This is a genomic window from Mycobacterium kansasii ATCC 12478, assembly GCF_000157895.3.
GTDB classification, from domain to species: Bacteria; Actinomycetota; Actinomycetes; order Mycobacteriales; family Mycobacteriaceae; genus Mycobacterium; species Mycobacterium kansasii.
The window spans coordinates 4,012,929-4,029,814 of record NC_022663.1; the positions used below are offsets into that span (position 1 = coordinate 4,012,929).

The window sequence follows — 16,886 nt, forward strand, 5'->3', positions numbered from 1 at the left end:
ACGTGCTAAATTTTCGGTGTGTACTGCAGCGCCTGGTTCAACACGACGACCGCGTGTCTTTGCGCGGGCGCCTGTTGTTGCCGCGTACTTTGTCGCGCCTGACTCAGGTCAGTAAGCGTGGCCAAGGACCCGGCCAGTTGAACTCGGAATAAGGACGCCAGTGCACTCGACTACTCTCACCACCCATCGCCCCGCCCGTGGCGGCCGGCCGCGGCCATACCGCCAGGTCGTGCCGCCGTCGCTGCACCTGGCTGACTCCGCGGCCGCGTCCGTCTTCCGGGCCGTGCGGTTGCGCGGCCCCGTCGGCCGCGACGTCATCGCCAATGTCACCTCGCTGAGCATCGCGACAGTGAACCGCCAAGTCATCGCGCTGCTCGACGCCGGTCTATTGCGTGAGCGCGCCGACTTGGCGGTTTCCGGGGCGATCGGGCGGCCCAGGGTCCCCGTGGAGGTCAACCACGAGCCGTTCGTGACGCTGGGCATCCACATCGGTGCGCGCACGACCAGCATCGTCGCCGCCGACCTGTTCGGTCGCACCCTCGACGCGGTCGAGACGCCGACACCGCTCAGTCCCGCGGGGACGGCGCTGGGGTCGCTGGCCGACAGTGCCTGCCGCTACCTGAGGCGCTGGCATCGGCGTCGGGCGCTGTGGGCGGGTGTGGCGATCGGTGGCACCGTCGACGGAGCGACCGGCCATGTCGATCACCCCCGGCTGGGCTGGCAGCGGGCACCGGTCGGGCCGGTGCTGGCCGACGCGCTGGGCCTTCCCGTCTCGGTGGCATCCCACGTGGATGCCATGGCAGGTGCCGAGCTGCTGCTGGGGATGCGACGGTTCGCGCCGGGCTCGTCGACCAGCCTGTACGTCTATGCCCGCGAGACCGTGGGGTATGCGCTGGTGATCGACGGGCGGGTGCACTGCCCGGCCAGCGGGCCCGGCACCATTGCGGGCCTGCCGGCCCGCTCCGAGCTGCTCGGCGGCACCGGACAGCTCGAGTCCACCGTCAGCGACGAGGCGGTGTTGGCGGCCGCGCGCCGGCTTCGGATCCTTCCGGCCGCCTCGGCTACGCGCGCCAACGGCTCTGCCGGCGCCGTCACCGACCTGCTCCGGGCGGCACGCGCCGGCAACCAACAGGCCGGCGATCTATTGGCAGAGCGGGCCAGGGTGCTCGGCGAATCGGTCGCGCTGCTGCGCGACCTGCTCAACCCCGACGAACTGGTGGTGGGTGGCCAGGCGTTCACCGAGTACCCGGAAGGGATGGAGCAGGTGGAGAAGGCCTTCGCCGCATGCTCGGTGCTGCCGCCGCGGGACATCCGGGTTACCGCGTTCGGCAACCGAGTGCAAGAAGCCGGGGCCGGCATCGTCTCGCTGGGCGGGCTCTACGCCGATCCGTTGGGCGCGATGCGTCGTGCCGGAGCACTGGACACCCGGCTGCCGGATACCGAGCCGGGGGCGCTCGCTTAGTGCGGCTTATGCCCGTGCGTGGGCCTAGCCCCGGAACCCGTCCTGTAAAGATGACAGTGTGCGCCACAGCGACAGTCCCCGGCTAGCCGGAGACGAAGATCCACGCCGGGTCGCCCTGCTGGCGGTGCATACCTCGCCGCTGGCCCAGCCGGGGACCGGCGATGCCGGCGGAATGAACGTCTACGTGCTGCAAAGTGCGCTGCACCTGGGCCGGCGAGGTATCGAGGTGGAGATCTTCACCCGGGCCACCGCTTCGACGGATCCACCGGTGGTGCAGGTGGCGCCAGGCGTGCTGGTGCGCAACGTGGTAGCCGGACCCTTCGAGGGTCTGGACAAATACGACCTGCCCACCCAGTTGTGCGCGTTCGCGGCCGGGGTGCTGCGCGCCGAAGCCGCCCACGAACCGGGCTACTACGACATCGTGCACTCGCACTACTGGCTGTCCGGCCAGGTCGGCTGGCTGGCCCGCGATCGCTGGGCGGTGCCGTTGGTGCATACCGCTCACACCCTGGCCGCGGTGAAGAATGCGGCGCTGGCCGACGGTGACGCCCCCGAGCCGCCGCTGCGCATCGTCGGCGAACAGCAGGTTGTCGACGAGGCGGACCGGCTCATCGTCAACACCGAAGATGAAGCCCGACAACTGATCTCGATCCATCATGCAGATCCGGCGCGCGTCGACGTCGTTCATCCCGGTGTCGACCTGGACGTGTTCTCACCCGGCGACCGGCGGGCGGCGCGGGCCGCTCTGGGGTTGCCGCTGGACGGGCAGGTGGTGGCCTTCGTCGGACGGATCCAGCCGCTGAAGGCACCCGATATCGTGCTGCGCGCCGTCGCCAAGCTCCCGGGAGTGCGCGTCGTCGTCGCCGGCGGGCCGTCGGGCAGTGGACTGGCCGCGCCGGAGGGACTGGCGCGACTGGCCGGCGAACTCGGTATCGCGCAGCGAGTGACGTTCCTGCCGCCACAGTCCCGCACGGATCTGGCGACCGTGTTCCACGCCGCCGACCTGGTCGCGGTGCCGAGCTATTCGGAGTCGTTCGGTCTGGTGGCCATCGAAGCGCAGGCCTGCGGTACGCCGGTGGTGGCGGCTGCGGTCGGCGGGCTGCCGGTCGCGGTTCGCGACGGGATCACCGGCACGCTGGTATCCGGACACGACGTGGACCGGTGGGCCGACGCGATCGAGCAGCTGCTGCGTCGCAATGCGGGCACGCCGGGCTGGGCGATGAGTCGCGCAGCTGCCCAGCACGCGGCCGGGTTCTCGTGGGACCACACCACCGACGCACTGCTGGCCAGTTACCGGCGGGCGATCGGCGACTTCACCGCGGGGCGCCGGCGCCGGGTGCGCGACCTGGTTGCGGCGCGCAAACCGCGCCGCTGGACGGCTCGTCGCGGGGTGGGCGCGTGACATCCGATGCTGCCGAGACCGTGGCGCAGGTGATCGAACAGGCGTTGCAGGCCAGTCGGCTGAACTACTCGCGACACCCCGGCGCGCATGGCGGGCCTGCGGGCATCGTCGTGGAGTTGCCGGGTGAACGCAAGCTCAAGACCAACACCATCTTGAGCATCGGGGAGCACTCGGTGCGCGTCGAGGCCTTCGTGTGTCGTAAACCGGACGAGAACCACGAGGGTGTCTACCGGTTCCTGCTCAGACGCAACCGCCGGCTCTACGGTGTCGCGTACACCTTGGACAAGGTCGGCGACATCTACCTGGTGGGCCGGATGTCGCTGGCCTCGGTCGACGCCGAGGAGATCGACCGGGTGCTCGGGCAGGTGCTCGAGGCGGTGGACTCGGACTTTAATACGTTGCTGGAGTTGGGTTTTCGTTCATCGATTCAAAAAGAGTGGGAATGGCGGGTGTCGCGCGGCGAATCGCTGAAGAACCTACAGGCCTTCGCGCATCTGATCGACGGTGATGACGGTGATGACGGTGAGGACGGCCAGAACGCGTGAGAGACTTGCCGGCATGGGAGACACTGCCACGCTGGTGCTGCTGCGCCATGGTGAGAGCGACTGGAATGCCCTCAACTTGTTCACCGGCTGGGTGGACGTCGGCCTGACGGAAAAGGGCCAGGCCGAGGCGGTCCGCAGCGGCGAGCTGCTGGTAGAGCACGACTTGCTGCCCGACGTGCTCTACACGTCGTTGCTGCGGCGCGCGATCACCACCGCGCATCTGGCACTGGACCGCGCCGACCGACTGTGGATTCCGGTGCGGCGCAGCTGGCGGCTCAACGAACGCCACTACGGCGCGCTACAGGGTCTCAACAAGGCGGAGACGAAGGCGCGCTATGGCGAAGAGCAGTTCATGGCCTGGCGGCGCAGCTACGACACGCCGCCGCCGCCGATCGAGAAGGGCAGCGAGTTCAGCCAGGACGCCGACCCGCGGTACGCCGATATCGGCGGTGGCCCACTGACCGAGTGCCTGGCCGACGTCGTGGCCCGGTTTCTGCCCTACTTCACCGACGTCATCGTCGGCGACCTGAGATCGGGCAAGACCGTGCTGATCGTCGCGCACGGCAACTCGTTGCGGGCACTGGTCAAACATCTGGACGGAATGTCCGACGACGACATCGTCGGACTGAACATCCCGACGGGCGTTCCGCTGCGCTACGACCTGGACCGCCAATTGCGCCCGGTGCAGCCCGGCGGCCGCTACCTGGACCCGGAGGCCGCAGCCGCCGGTGCTGCCGCGGTGGCCAGCCAGGGCACGGCCAAAGTCTGATTGTCGGCGCTGGTAGGCGTGTTTGCTGAACAACGCGTGAACGACAGCCGAACACCTGTGGCGATTGGTGTGACTTGTCCGATTTCGGCCTCGCTCGGCTAGGGCCGCGTTCACCGGAGTTTGTAGGATTTTGCTTGTGACTGTGTTCTCGGCACTGTTGCTGGCCGGGGTCTTGTCCGTGCTGGCGCTGGCCGTAGGTGTTGCGGCGGGAAACCGCCTGTCGCAGCGGGTCGCGCGGCGCCGCCAGCAAGCTGCCACCGAGCGGGCCGGGATCACCGTCGCGCAGATGCTGCAGCGCATCGTCGCCCTGATGCCGATGGGTGCGGCGGTGGTGGATGCCCATCGCGACGTCGTCTATCTCAACCATCGGGCCAGGGAGCTGGGCCTGGTGCGCGACCGGCAGCTCGACGACCAAGCCTGGCGGGCCGCGCAGCAGGCGTTGGGCGGTGACGACGTCGAGTTCGATCTGTCACCCGCCAAGCGTGCGGCCGGCCGTTCCGGGCTATTGGTGCACGGGCACGCCCGGTTGCTGAGCGAGGAAGACCGCAGGTTCGTCGTGGTCTTCGTCCATGACCAGTCCGACTATGCCCGGATGGAGGCGACCAGGCGCGACTTCGTGGCCAATGTGAGCCACGAACTCAAGACCCCGGTCGGGGCGATGGCCTTGCTTGCCGAAGCGCTACTCGCGTCGCCGGATGACTCCGACACCGTTCGTCGGTTCGCCGAGAAGGTGCTCATTGAGGCCAATCGACTTGGCGACATGGTTGCGGAGCTGATCGAGCTGTCCCGGTTGCAGGGCGCCGAGGGACTGCACAATGTGACCGACGTTGACGTCGACACCATTGTGTCCGAAGCGATTTCACGTCACAAAGTAGCCGCGGACACTGCCGACATCGAGGTTCGTACCGATGCGCCCAGCGGGCTACGGGTGCTCGGTGACCAAACCCTGCTGGTTACCGCGTTGGCCAACCTGGTTTCCAATGCGATCGCCTATTCACCACGCGGGTCGCTGGTCTCGATCAGCCGGCGCCGCCGCGGTGACAACGTCGAGATCGCCGTCACCGACCGCGGGATCGGGATCGCGCTCGAGGACCAGGAGCGGGTCTTCGAGCGATTCTTCCGGGGCGACAAGGCGCGCTCGCGGGCCACCGGCGGCAGCGGGCTGGGACTGGCCATCGTCAAGCACGTCGCCGCCAACCACAACGGGAGCATCGGCGTGTGGAGCAAACCTGGAACCGGGTCCACGTTCACGTTGTCGATTCCGGCGGCGGAATGCGATGAGAGCGAGCTATCTGACCAACTGCGGGCGCGCGACGCGCGACCCAACAGGTCACAACGAGAGGAAGAGCTGAGTCGATGACCCGCGCCGACGACGATGCAGTGCGAAGCAATGAGGTGGGGGTACCGCCCGCTTGCGGGGGAGAGTGGCGCTGATGACCCGCGCCGACGACGATGCAGTGCGAAGCAATGAGGTGGGGGTACCGCCCGCTTGCGGGGGAGAGTGGCGCTGATGACCCGCGCCGACGACGATGCAGTGCGAAGCAATGAGGTGGGGGTACCGCCCGCTTGCGGGGGAGAGTGGCGCTGATGACCCGCGCCGACGACGATGCAGTGCGAAGCAATGAGGTGGGGGTACCGCCCGCTTGCGGGGGAGAGTGGCGCTGATGACCCGCGCCGACGACGATGCAGTGCGAAGCAATGAGGAGGAGTGGCGCTGATGACCAACGTGCTGATCGTAGAGGACGAGGAGTCGTTGGCCGATCCGCTGGCATTTCTGTTGCGCAAGGAGGGCTTCGAGGCGACGGTGGTGACCGATGGTCCGGCGGCGTTGGCCGAGTTCGACCGGTCCGGCGCCGACATCGTGCTGCTGGATCTGATGCTGCCGGGGATGTCGGGCACCGACGTGTGCAAGCAGTTGCGTGCCCGGTCCAGCGTTCCGGTGATCATGGTGACGGCTCGGGACAGCGAGATCGACAAGGTGGTCGGACTCGAGTTGGGCGCTGACGACTACGTGACCAAGCCGTATTCGGCACGCGAGTTGATCGCCCGAATCCGCGCGGTGCTTCGCCGCGGCGGCGACGACGACGCCGAATCGAGCGACGGCATCCTGGAGTCCGGGCCGGTGCGGATGGACGTCGAGCGTCATGTCGTCTCGGTGAACGGCGAGGTCATTACTTTGCCGCTCAAGGAGTTCGACCTGCTGGAATACCTGATGCGCAACAGCGGGCGGGTGTTGACCCGCGGCCAGCTGATCGACCGGGTCTGGGGTGCGGACTACGTTGGCGACACCAAGACGCTCGACGTCCACGTCAAGCGCCTGCGGTCCAAAATCGAGGCCGACCCCGCCAATCCGGTGCACTTGGTGACGGTGCGGGGACTCGGTTACAAGCTCGAGGGCTGACCTCTTGCTCCGGGCTCGGCGGGTTGGTATCGACAGGTGCCGCTCTGTGGCGGAATCGGGCCGAAGGTAATTACGCCTCGCGAGTTTGACCGGGCAGCGGGCCGTTCGCCGATAAGGCACCATGTGGCGCCAACGCGCGTCCCAAGGCCCATGGGCCACAGCAGCTTTGGTGTATCAGGTCTAGAAGAATATCGGCCAGGTTGCTGATGGGCCGGGCTGACCGGCTTGGCCCGCGACGCCTGCCGTGCCGGCAGTGCCATCGGCGCCGTTAATCCCGGCGGTGCCGTCGGCCAATCCGCTTCCGGCGGTGCCGCCGACAGCGGCCGCCCCAGCGGCACCTGCCGCTCCGCCTGCGCCAGCAGCGCCGCCCGATCCCAGCGGGCCGGCGCCAATGCCTATCCGGATTCCGCCATCGCTGGTGGGCCCGAGCAATCCACCGAGGCCGAACCTTCCAGCGGCCCCGCCGTTGCCGCCGTCGCCGCCGTCGCCGCCGTCACCGCCGTCGCCGCCGTTACCGCCGTCGCCGCCCTTGCCTATGCCTGCGGTGAGATCACCCCCGGCGCCGCCGGCTCCGCCGGAACCGCCCGAACCACCGGCGCCGCCGGCGCCGCCGGCACCGCCATCACCGGCCGCGCCGCCGTTGCCGTACAGCCGCCCGCCGTTACCGCCGATACCGCCGGTGCCGCCGTTGCCGCCGTGGCCGCCGGCGGTCTTTCCGTCAGCGCCGTCGCCGCCGTCGCCGCCCAGACCACCCGTGCCGTTGCCGCCGGCAGCTGATGCCATCCCGCCGTCACCGCCGACGCCACCGGCGCCGCCCGACATCCCGAACCCGCCGGCGCCGCCAGCGCCGCCAGCGCCACCGGCGCCACCGTTGCCGATGAATAGCCCGGCCTGACCCCCGTTGCCGCCAACACCCCCGTTGCCGCCCGCCCCGCCGGACAGATCACCGGCCGCGCCGTTGCCACCGTCTCTGCCGAATCCTCCGAAGGCTGTCGCATGGAGGGTGGAGGATGTGGCGGCACCGCCGTGGCCGCCGGCGCCGCCCGAGCCGCCGGCCGCGCCAGCGTCGGCTCCGTAACCGCCGCCGCCGCCGCGCGCCAAACCCGTGACCGACAGCCCGGGGCCACCGCTTCCATCCGGCATGACAGTGGCGTTGCCGCCGGTCCCGCCAGCGCCGCCGTTGGGCCCGGGACCGCCGTCGCCTCCGTTACCGGCGATGGCTTCGTACAGAACCGGAGCGGCGGCCTTGGTCAGGATGAGTTTCGCGTCACCGCCGGCCCCGCCCGTACCGCCGCCGATACCAGTTCCGCCCGGACTGCCAATCTCGCCCGAGCCGCCGTGCGGGAAGTTATCGGTTCCCGACGCATTGTCGCCGCGCTGCCCGGTGGCGGCGGTGCCGGTATCGGTCGGGCTGAGGCCGTTGGCGCCGCCGAGTCCGGTGCCGCCGCGCCCGCCGGCTCCGCCGTCTCCGAAGAAGTAGGCGCTGCCGCCATTGCCGCCGGCAGCGCCGATCCCGCCGGTGCCGCCGGCGCCACCGTTGCCCAACAGCCAGCCCCCGGCGCCGCCGTTTCCGCCGCGCGCCCCGATGCCGCCGGTCCCGCCGATCCCGCCACTGCCGATGAGTCCGGCGTCGCCGCCGGCACCGCCGGCTTGTCCGGGCGCGCCGGAGGCGCCGTTGCCGCCGTTGCCGAACAACAAGCCGCCCGCTTCACCGGCCTGCCCGGTGCCTGGCGCCCCGTCGAAGCCGTTGCCGATCATTGGGCGTCCCAGCAATGCCCGCGAGGGTGCGTTGAGCACGTTGAGCAGTTGCTGGGCGGCGTTGGCGGTCTCGGCGCTGGCATAGGAACTCATGCCGGCCTGCAGGGTGCGCACGAAGTGGTCGTGAAAGGCGCCCGCCTGGGCGCTTAACTGTTGGTACTCCTCGGCGTAAGTGTTGAATAGGGTGGCGATTGCCGCTGACACCTCATCGCCGGCGGCGGCCAGCAACTTAGTTGTTGGGACTGCCGCGGTCTCGTTGGCCGAGTCGATTGCCGAGCCGATCCCCATGAGGTCGCCCGCTGCCGCCAGCAACGGGTCGGGCGCCGCGATCAGGAATGACATGGGTCGTCCTCCTCCAAACATTGGCCCCGCATGGCGCTTGGAGTCCTTAGTGTCCGGGGCGCGCTTGTCGCAGTTGTTCGGAGAAGATGAAATACGCTGGCTGGCGCTCTTCAGCCCAGACTGTCGCGGTCAGCGACGGGCGACTATCTGGTCGGCCACGGCCAGTGCCAGCGCCATGATCGACACCTGCGGGTTCACCTCCGCACAGCTGGGCAGAATCGATGCGTCGGCAACCCACACACCGTCGACGCCGCGCAGCCGGCCGGTCGGGTCGACTGGACAGATCTGCGGGTCGGCGCCGGCGGCCGCGGTCCCGGTCGGATGGAAGGCCGCCAGGTGCAGGCTTGCGGGGTCGCTGCGCCGCACCGCCTCCCGCAGCTCGGGCAGCGACGTCACCGTCGTGGCGCCGGGCAGGCCGGTGAGTACCTCGGCCGCCCCGGCCTCGAAAAGCAGCCGGCCGATGGCCTCCATGGCGACTCGCAGCTTGGCGATGTCGGCGCGGGCGATGTCGTAGCGCACCAGCGCCTCCCCCCGCACTGACCGGACCGACCCCACGCCCTGGTCGGCAACCATCGCACCGAAGGTAGCGACCCGAGCCGCCCGATCCAGCCAGCCGAGCAGTTCTGCGCCGTAGCCGGGAAAGACCATCGAGCCCATGCCCGGTGGCGTGGCCGTCGCCTCGATCAGCACCCCGTCGGATTCGTGGAACTCGTGGACCGCCGCACTTTGCAACACTCCGCGCCAGGCGTACACGTCTTCGTCGAACCGGCCGGCGACCATCGTCGCCGGGTGCAGCGCGAGGTTCCGGCCGAGCCGGGGATGGCCGCCAAGACCGCTGCGCCACAACAACATCGGCGTCTCGGTGGCGCCGGCGGCGACGACGACGGTGTTTGCCAGCACGTCGATCGCGGTGCCGTCGGGCCGGCGGGCGCGCACGCCGCGGGCGCGTCCGTGCTCGTGCAACACCCGTTCCACGCGCGCCCGGGAGACGATCCGCGCCCCGGCCGCGCAGGCCTGCGGCAGCGCGTTGAGGTGTACCCCGAACTTGGCGTTGCGGGGGCAGCCGATCGCGCACTGGCAACAGCCGCCACAGCCGGGCGCGTTGCGCGGGATGGGCGCTGCCCGCCAGCCCAGCGCGGTGGCGGCATCGAGCAACAGGTTGCCGTTGCGGCCCATGATGTCCAGCGGAGCCGGCGCGACCTGCAGCGTGCGCTCGACCTCGTCGAGGTGGCAGGCCAGCCGGTCCGGGTCCGCCAGGTCAAGCCCGAACTCGTGGCGCCAGCGCCGTTGCACCGCATCGGGCGGCCGAAAGCAGGTGCCGGAGTTGACCACGGTGGTGCCGCCGACCGCCCGGCCCATCGGCAGCACCACCGACGGGCGGCCCAGCGCGATGGTGGCCCCGGCGCCGCGGTAAAGGCCGGCATATCGGTCGATCGGGTGGGTGGTGCGGAACTCCTCGACCGTCCAGCGCCGCCCCTCCTCGAGCACGACGACGCCGAGGCCGGCCCGTGCCAGCGTGCGCGCGGCCATGGCCCCGCCGGCCCCGGAGCCGACGATCACCGCATCGGTGGTGACGACCGCAGGGCTATCCGTCGACGACGTGACGGTCAGCGCGGCATCCGGGCGCGCCGGGTCGTGCCCCTGGGCCCGGGCGAGCAGCTCGTCGGCGTAGGCGTCCGCGCCGTTGGCCAGCAGCACGATCGCTTTCAGGCCCTCCACCGCGGCACCCATATCTGGACCGACGGCCGCAATCCGGCCCAGCACCCGGGCCCGGTCCGCCGGGTTCAATCGTGGCAACGACCGGCCCGTGGTCAGGTAGCTCGCGGCCGCCAGCGACAGCACCCCGGCGCGCACCGCGAACCGTTGCGTCGCCGGCAGCTGTTCGACGTAGCGCCCGACGCGCTCGACGAACTGAGCCGGCGCCGGACCCCCGTGCTCGGGTGGCAGCAACGCCGTCCCAAACGCGGCCACGGCCCGGTCGGCCAGCCGGCTCATCGTCGGCGCCCGAACCGTCGACCGAGTTTGATGAAGAACGGATAGGTCCCGAAGATGCCGCCGGCGGCGGCGTGCAACGGCCACCCTGCTTCCGCGGTGTCCACGTCGAACACGCCGCTGTTCCACATGAAGTCACGGCCGTTCTGCGAGCGGAAGGGGCGCCACAAGAACCCCAGCCCGGGCACGTTGTTGTAGAGCCCGAACGATCCCGCGAAGAAGACACCGAGCACGGCGGCTTCGATGAGATCACGACGGTCTTCGGGCACCCTGCGCTCGATGAGCGCTCCGCTGGCGAACAGCAGCGGCGGGTCCAGGAGAAAGCTCATGACGGGGTCCTTTCGTTGACGGCGGGTGCGTCGGCTCCGCGCAGCCCGACTTCGGCATGTCCGATGCCCAACACCGACCAACGCCGGTCGTCGACCTCGATGTAGATGTCGGCCTGTTCGGTGTTGGTGCACACCGCCCTGCCCCCGTCCGGATCGGTGTATTCCAAGCTCACGCACCTGTCCGGGGGCTGATCGACGCGGATCAGCACTTTCCGGCCGCTGATGCGTCCCTCCAGCTGCCAGTGCGCCACGCCGAGCGTGGTGCGCATCCGCAGGGACGGGAAAGGGCTTGCCGGCCAGTCTTTTCCGTCAATGCGGAACCGGACGAACGCCAGTGGCGCAAGCTTGCGCAGTCCCGGCTTGTGCGACACCGCGGTGACGGCCTCCACGACGTCGCCGCCGCCGAGGTCGGCGTGGATCCAGCCCCAGCGCTTGGCATTGCCATGCCCGTAGATGTGTGCGACGCCGCCGCGCCAGCCGGTGACGGGATGGGTGCTGGTGCCTTCGGAATCCACGCTCAGCGAGCCGGTGAAGTCGGCCGTGGGGGCGAGCACCACCTGCGCGCCCGGCAGCAACTCGCGCTCCCACGCCGCCCGGGGAAACGTCCACAGCGGCGCGCCGGCGTCCGTCCAGGCCAGGTCCCAAGCCACTGATCCGGCCCGCCCGGTCAGCTTTCCGGGCGCCACCCGGGCGCCGGCGGCGTCGAACCATGCCGAGCCGGCGGCGGGCTGGACCGGCGTCGGACCGAAACGTTCGGTGCGCGGCGGGCCCTCCGGCGGAAACCAGGTGACCCAGCCGTGCCCGTAGGGCGATCCGGTTGTCGGCGCCACCGTTTCGCAATGGACCCACAGACCAGCGCGCGTCGACGGATCGGACAGGGTGGCGTACCAGACTTCCAGCCGTCCCGCCTTACCTTGCCAGCGCGGGGCTACCGCCGACAGCAATTCATCGTCCACTTGCTCCACCTCCGGTTGATTCGTCCACTATATTGGTTGAGCCAATGAACCAGTCAAGTGCCTTTCAGCCGCCGGACCGTCTGCGCGTCGACGAACAGATCGCCGCGTCGATCGCGGACGCCATCCTGGACGGGGTCTTCCCGCCCGGCTCGACGCTGCCGCCGGAGCGTGACCTGGCGGCACAGTTCGGGGTCAACCGCACGTCGCTGCGGCAGGGGCTGGCCCGGCTGCAGCAGATGGGCCTGATCGAGGTCAGACACGGCAGCGGCAGCGTGGTACGCGATCCCGAGGGGCTCACCCATCCCGCCGTGGTCGAGGCGCTGGTACGCAAACTGGGTCCGGATTTCCTCGCCGAACTGCTGGAGATCCGCGCGGCGCTAGGTCCGTTGATCGGCCGCCTGGCCGCACAGCGACACACCCCCGACGATGCCCACGCATTACGCGACGCCCTGGCAGCACTGCGGGACGCCGATGGTGCCGCCGCCCGGCAGGCGGCCGATCTCGCGTATTTCCGGGTGCTCATCCACAGCACCCGTAACCGCGCACTGGGGTTGCTGTATCGCTGGGTCGAGCACGCCTTCGGCGGCCGCGAGCACGAGCTGACCGGGGCCTACAACGACGCCGAACCGGTGCTGGCCGATCTGCGAGCGATCACCAAGGCGGTGCTGGAGTGCGACCCTGTTGCCGCCGGCGCGGCCGTCGAGGCGTATCTGCGCGCCAGCGCGCTGCGGATGATCGTGGCCTACACCGAGGGATCCGCGAGCTGACTGTGCGCTAGCCGTTGGTCCCCGTACTGGCCCAACAGCAGCCCGCCGGTGCCGCCGGGCCCCTGGCCCCAGCCGCCGTTGCCGCCGTTGCCGATCAGGGCGGTGTTGCCGCCGCCACCGCCGGTGGCATCGAACGCGCCACCGGTTCCCGCGTTCCCGCCGTCGCCGGCGTGGCCGATGAACCTGGCATCCCCGCCGCCGCTGCCGAACAGCCCGATGGCGTTGCCGCCGGTGCCGCTACGACGTCGCGCGCCGGACGCCGGATAGCGCCGTTGCGCAAACTCCCCCCGGCCCGTCCGCTACCTCGGCGCCGCGCGTGTCGCAGGGTGGACGGCCACCAGCCCTAACCGGCTGCGGCGTTTACATATTTCGGCCAGTTCCGCATATGCCTTCACACCGAGCAGTTCGGTGAGCTCGTCGGCCAGGCTCTCCCACACCTGTCTGGTTCCGATATGGGCGGCCGGGTCGCCGGTGCAATACCAATGCAGGTCGGCCCCGCCGGAACCCCAGCCGCGGCGATCGTATTCGGTGACGGTGGTTTTCAGAATCTCGGTGCCATCGGGCCGGGTCACCCATTCCTGACTGCGCCGGATCGGCAGCTGCCAGCAGACATCCGGTTTCATCGTCAGCGGCGCCACACCCAACTTCAGCGCCTTGGTGTGCAACGCGCAGCCGGGCCCGCCCTTGAAGCCCGGCCGGTTCAAGAAGATACAGGCGTCCTTGTGTTTCCGGGTGCGGTACTGCGGTTGGCCGTCATGCTCGTCGAGTTCCAGATATCCCTTGCGGCCCAGGCCTTTTTCGCGGAACTGCCAGTCCTCGTCGGTCAGGTTCTGCACCGCAGCGTCGAGCCGGGCACGGTCGTCGTCATCGGATAGGAAGGCTCCGTGCGAGCAGCACCCGTCGTCCGGCCGGCCCGCCACCGTACCCTGGCAGGCGGGCGTGCCGAACACACATGTCCAGTGCGACAGCAGCCAGGTGAGGTCGGCCGCGATCAGGTGCTCAGGATTGTCGGGATCGTAGAATTCCACCCACTCACGGGGGAAATCCAATTCCACCTCTTGCCCCGGGTGCACCGGCCTCAGGCGCGAGTTTGCCACGGTTGCAACGTTAGTCCACCGTTGCGGTCGTCTGGGCGGCCAGCGGCAGGTGCATGCTGCGCGGGCACTCCCCGCAAGCCTGACGGTGCTCCCGCATCGGGTCGCTGAGCGACCCGCGTCGTCGCCCGCTAGTTTGATTTCGTGAGATTGGGCGTGCTGGACGTGGGCAGCAACACGGTCCATCTACTGGTGGTAGATGCTCACCGTGGTGGGCATCCGACGCCGATGAGTTCGACGAAGGCCACGCTGCGTCTGGCCGAAGCCACCGACAGCTCGGGCAAGATCACCAGGCGCGGTGCCGACAAACTGGTGTCGACCATCGACGAGTTCGCCAAGATCGCGGTGAGCTCCGGCTGTGCCGAGTTGATGGCCTTCGCCACCTCCGCCGTGCGGGAAGCCGAGAACTCCGAAGATGTGCTGGCCCGGGTGAGCAAGGAAACCGGTGTCGAGTTGCAGGTACTGGGCGGGGTCGACGAGTCCCGGCTGACCTTCCTGGCGGTGCGACGATGGTACGGCTGGAGTGCGGGCCGCATCGTCAACCTCGACATCGGCGGCGGTTCGCTGGAGTTGTCCAGCGGCGTGGATGAGGAGCCCGAGGTGGCGCTGTCGCTGCCGCTGGGCGCCGGCCGGTTGACCCGCGAATGGCTGCCCGACGATCCGCCCGGCCGGCGGCGGGTCGCGATGCTGCGTGACTGGCTCGACTCAGAACTGTCGGACGCCAGTGCGGCCGTTCTGGAGGCAGGCAATCCTGACCTCGCGGTCGCCACATCGAAGACGTTTCGTTCGCTGGCACGGCTGACCGGAGCGGCGCCGTCGGCCGCCGGCCCGCGGGTGAAGCGGATGCTGACGGCCAACGGCCTCAGGCAACTCATATCTTTCATCTCTAGGATGACGACCGCTGACCGTGCAGAACTGGAAGGAGTCAGCGCCGAGCGCGCGCCGCAGATCGTAGCGGGGGCTCTGGTCGCGGAGGCAAGCATGCGAGCGCTGTCGATAGAAGCGGTGGATATCTGCCCGTGGGCGCTGCGGGAAGGTGTGATCTTGCGCCGACTCGACAGCGAGGCCGACGGGACCGCCTTCATGGAAACTTCGCCGGTGGCGACATCGGTGCGCGATGCTGGAGGTCAGTTAGTAGATCGGAATGCCGCTCCCCGATCGAGAGGCAACAAACCATGACTGGACCACATTCCGACACGGAGGACACCAAGCAGATCTCGGTCGCCGAACTACTGGCCCGAAACGGCACCATCGGCGCCCCTGCGGTGACCCGGCGGCGCCGCCGTCGCCGCGGCGATAGCGATTCGGTCACGGTGGCCGAGCTGACCGGCGAAATCCCGATCATTCGCGAGGACCGGCGCGGCAAGGCCGAGACTCCCGCGCCCACTGTGCCGGCCGAACCGCCAAGTCAGCCAAAGCCCGGCAAACCGCGAGTCGAGGTTGCCGAGCCGGCCCGCCCGTCGCCTCCAGAACCGGAGCCGGTCGCCGCAGAACCGGCAGCCGAGGAGCCGGCCATGGCCAGGTACTGGTCCGAACCGGAACCACGCTGGCCCAGATCCGAGCCGATCGCCCGACGCAAGTCGGGCCCCGAGCGCAGCGAGTACCCGCGACCCCTGCGCCACACCGAAGAAGGCGACACCTCCGAGCAGCAGTCCGGTGCCGAGCACATGAGTCCCGACCCGGTTGGCCACTACGTCGACAGCTCGGTGGAGGCGATAGACGTCGCGGTAGACGAGGCCGAACCGGTCGCCGACGAGACGGCCTACGCGCGTTCCTACCTACACGATGTGGACGGCGCCGCCGAGCGGACCCTGTTCGGCGGGCAGTCGCTGGCCGACGAGGTGGCCCGGCGGCGGGGCGAGGCACCCCCGGCGGTGTTCGACGCCGAGCGGCTCGACAGCGACCGTGCCGACAAAACAGGTTCCGGCCGTGCCCCGGGGGCGCTGGTGGCCCTGTGGCGCGGCACGGTGGTGGTGCTGCAGTCAATAATGGCCGTCATCTTCGGCGCCGGTCTGTTTATCGCCTTCGACCAGCTGTGGCGATGGAACAGCATCGTGGCATTGGTGCTCTCGGTCTTGGTGATCCTCGGGCTGGTGGTCGCGGTGCGAGTAGTCCGTAAGACCGAGGACATCGCCAGTACGTTGATCGCGGTTGCGGTCGGCGCGCTGATTACCTGGGGACCGTTGGTGCTATCCCTGCAAACCGGCTAGGCGCGCCGATACACAGTGCGTCCAGCAATCAAAGTCGGCTTGTCGACGGCTTCGGTGTACCCGCTGCGGGCCGAAGCCGCATTCGAGTATGCGGCCCGACTCGGCTACGACGGAGTCGAGCTGATGGTGTGGGGCGAATCGGTCAGCCAGGACGTCGACGCGGTCAGGAGGCTGTCGCGACGCTACCGCGTGCCGGTGCTGTCCGTGCACGCGCCATGCCTGTTGATCTCGCAACGGGTATGGGGCGCCAACCCGATTCCCAAGCTGGAGCGCAGTGTGCGGGCCGCCGAACGACTGGGCGCGCAGACGGTCGTGGTACACCCGCCGTTCCGGTGGCAACGGCGCTACGCCGAGGGGTTCGGTGAGCAGGTCGCCGCGCTGGAAGCGTCCAGCGACGTGATGGTCGCCGTCGAAAACATGTTTCCGTTCCGGGCGGACCGGCTGTTCGGGGCCGGCCAATCACGGGAACGGATGCGCCGGCGCGGCGGTGGTCCGGGTCCGGCGATTTCGGCGTTCGCGCCGTCCTACGACCCGCTGGACGGCAATCACGCCCATTACACGCTGGACCTCTCGCATACCTCGACCGCGGGCACCGATGCGCTGGATATGGCCCGCCGGATGGGCCGGGGTCTGGTGCACCTGCACCTGTGCGACGGCAGCGGGCTGCCCGCCGATGAACACCTGGTGCCCGGTCGCGGCACGCAGCCCACCGCCGCGGTGTGCCAGATGCTGGCCGGTGGTGGCTTCACCGGCCATGTGGTGCTGGAGGTGTCCACCTCGTCGGCACGTTCGGCGAGCGAGCGTGAAGCCATGCTGGTGGAGTCCCTGCAGTTCGCCCGGACCCATCTGCTGCGGTGAT

16 protein-coding genes are annotated in these 16,886 nt (G+C 69.5%); 11 read left to right on the plus strand and 5 right to left on the minus strand.

Annotated features, from left to right (window positions below):
• Nucleotides 1–160: 160 nt before the first annotated feature.
• The 6 genes from MKAN_RS17490 to regX all read left to right on the plus strand — a co-directional run bounded on the left by MKAN_RS17490 (nt 161) and on the right by regX (nt 6,579).
• On the plus strand, nt 161–1,462 hold the full coding sequence (locus MKAN_RS17490) for an ROK family transcriptional regulator (protein WP_023370409.1): 1,302 nt from the start codon (nt 161–163) through the stop codon (nt 1,460–1,462).
• A 58-nt stretch (nt 1,463–1,520) separates the two neighbouring features.
• Nucleotides 1,521–2,864 (plus strand): D-inositol-3-phosphate glycosyltransferase, encoded by a 1,344-nt coding sequence (gene mshA / locus MKAN_RS17495; protein WP_023370411.1) that lies wholly within the window; start codon nt 1,521–1,523, stop codon nt 2,862–2,864.
• A complete protein-coding gene (locus tag MKAN_RS17500; protein WP_023370413.1) occupies nt 2,861–3,409 on the plus strand; it encodes a type III secretion system chaperone family protein in 549 nt (182 codons plus the stop codon). Before mshA ends, MKAN_RS17500 begins: the two co-directional genes overlap by 4 nt.
• Before the next feature lie 13 nt (nt 3,410–3,422).
• Complete coding sequence (locus MKAN_RS17505; RefSeq protein ID WP_023370415.1) at nt 3,423–4,178, plus strand: phosphoglyceromutase; 756 nt, start codon at nt 3,423–3,425, stop codon at nt 4,176–4,178.
• Nucleotides 4,179–4,314: 136 nt separating this feature from the next.
• A complete protein-coding gene (locus MKAN_RS17510; protein WP_023370417.1) occupies nt 4,315–5,538 on the plus strand; it encodes a sensor histidine kinase in 1,224 nt (407 codons plus the stop codon).
• Between the two features lie 357 nt (nt 5,539–5,895).
• Nucleotides 5,896–6,579, plus strand: coding sequence for a two-component sensory transduction protein RegX (gene regX / locus MKAN_RS17515; protein WP_036394807.1), 684 nt, complete (start codon nt 5,896–5,898; stop codon nt 6,577–6,579).
• A gap of 180 nt (nt 6,580–6,759) precedes the next feature.
• Here regX and MKAN_RS17520 read toward each other — a convergent pair whose 3' ends face one another.
• From MKAN_RS17520 to MKAN_RS17535, 4 genes are all read right to left on the minus strand, one after another.
• Nucleotides 6,760–8,679, minus strand: coding sequence for a PE family protein (locus MKAN_RS17520; RefSeq protein ID WP_023370421.1), 1,920 nt, complete (start codon nt 8,677–8,679; stop codon nt 6,760–6,762).
• 129 nt (nt 8,680–8,808) lie between these two features.
• A complete protein-coding gene (locus MKAN_RS17525) occupies nt 8,809–10,674 on the minus strand; it encodes a GMC family oxidoreductase (RefSeq protein ID WP_023370423.1) in 1,866 nt (621 codons plus the stop codon).
• The gene (locus MKAN_RS17530) at nt 10,671–11,000 is read right to left on the minus strand and encodes a hypothetical protein (RefSeq protein WP_023370425.1); all 330 of its coding nucleotides are present in this window, start codon (nt 10,998–11,000) and stop codon (nt 10,671–10,673) included. The genes MKAN_RS17525 and MKAN_RS17530 overlap by 4 nt, the downstream gene beginning before the upstream one ends.
• The gene (locus MKAN_RS17535) at nt 10,997–11,956 is read right to left on the minus strand and encodes a hypothetical protein (protein WP_036394711.1); all 960 of its coding nucleotides are present in this window, start codon (nt 11,954–11,956) and stop codon (nt 10,997–10,999) included. Before MKAN_RS17535 ends, MKAN_RS17530 begins: the two co-directional genes overlap by 4 nt.
• A 44-nt stretch (nt 11,957–12,000) precedes the next feature.
• On the opposite strand from MKAN_RS17535, the gene MKAN_RS17540 reads away from it, so the two are divergent.
• Nucleotides 12,001–12,723, plus strand: coding sequence for a FadR/GntR family transcriptional regulator (locus MKAN_RS17540; RefSeq protein ID WP_036394714.1), 723 nt, complete (start codon nt 12,001–12,003; stop codon nt 12,721–12,723).
• A 48-nt stretch (nt 12,724–12,771) separates the two neighbouring features.
• Nucleotides 12,772–12,990, plus strand: coding sequence for a hypothetical protein (locus MKAN_RS32105; RefSeq protein WP_051480516.1), 219 nt, complete (start codon nt 12,772–12,774; stop codon nt 12,988–12,990).
• 32 nt (nt 12,991–13,022) lie between these two features.
• On the opposite strand, the gene MKAN_RS17550 is transcribed toward MKAN_RS32105, so the two are convergent.
• Nucleotides 13,023–13,820, minus strand: a complete 798-nt coding sequence (locus MKAN_RS17550) for a DUF3109 family protein (RefSeq protein WP_023370433.1) — start codon at nt 13,818–13,820, stop codon at nt 13,023–13,025.
• Between the two features lie 141 nt (nt 13,821–13,961).
• Here MKAN_RS17550 and MKAN_RS17555 point away from each other — a divergent pair, with 141 nt between their 5' ends.
• Genes MKAN_RS17555 through MKAN_RS17565 form a run of 3 tightly spaced genes read left to right on the plus strand, consistent with a single transcriptional unit; the run spans nt 13,962 to nt 16,885 of the window.
• Complete coding sequence (locus MKAN_RS17555) at nt 13,962–14,996, plus strand: Ppx/GppA family phosphatase (protein ID WP_023370435.1); 1,035 nt, start codon at nt 13,962–13,964, stop codon at nt 14,994–14,996.
• Nucleotides 14,993–16,027 carry a membrane protein gene (locus MKAN_RS17560; RefSeq protein WP_023370437.1) on the plus strand — a complete coding sequence of 345 codons (1,035 nt, stop codon included), beginning with the start codon at nt 14,993–14,995 and terminating at the stop codon, nt 16,025–16,027. The genes MKAN_RS17555 and MKAN_RS17560 overlap by 4 nt, the downstream gene beginning before the upstream one ends.
• 15 nt (nt 16,028–16,042) lie before the next feature.
• Nucleotides 16,043–16,885, plus strand: a complete 843-nt coding sequence (locus tag MKAN_RS17565; protein WP_023370439.1) for a sugar phosphate isomerase/epimerase family protein — start codon at nt 16,043–16,045, stop codon at nt 16,883–16,885.
• Nucleotide 16,886 lies beyond the last annotated feature (1 nt).

What these genes read in the sequence shown, in the direction of transcription:
- MKAN_RS17505 (WP_023370415.1), top strand. Translation starts at nt 3,423, where the DNA reads ATGGGAGACACTGCCACGCTGGTGCTGCTGCGCCATGGTGAGAGCGAC.
- regX (WP_036394807.1), top strand. Translation starts at nt 5,896, where the DNA reads ATGACCAACGTGCTGATCGTAGAGGACGAGGAGTCGTTGGCCGATCCG.
- MKAN_RS17520 (WP_023370421.1), bottom strand. Translation starts at nt 8,679, where the DNA reads ATGTCATTCCTGATCGCGGCGCCCGACCCGTTGCTGGCGGCAGCGGGC.
- MKAN_RS17525 (WP_023370423.1), bottom strand. Translation starts at nt 10,674, where the DNA reads ATGAGCCGGCTGGCCGACCGGGCCGTGGCCGCGTTTGGGACGGCGTTG.
- MKAN_RS17530 (WP_023370425.1), bottom strand. Translation starts at nt 11,000, where the DNA reads ATGAGCTTTCTCCTGGACCCGCCGCTGCTGTTCGCCAGCGGAGCGCTC.
- MKAN_RS17540 (WP_036394714.1), top strand. Translation starts at nt 12,001, where the DNA reads ATGAACCAGTCAAGTGCCTTTCAGCCGCCGGACCGTCTGCGCGTCGAC.
- MKAN_RS17560 (WP_023370437.1), top strand. Translation starts at nt 14,993, where the DNA reads ATGACTGGACCACATTCCGACACGGAGGACACCAAGCAGATCTCGGTC.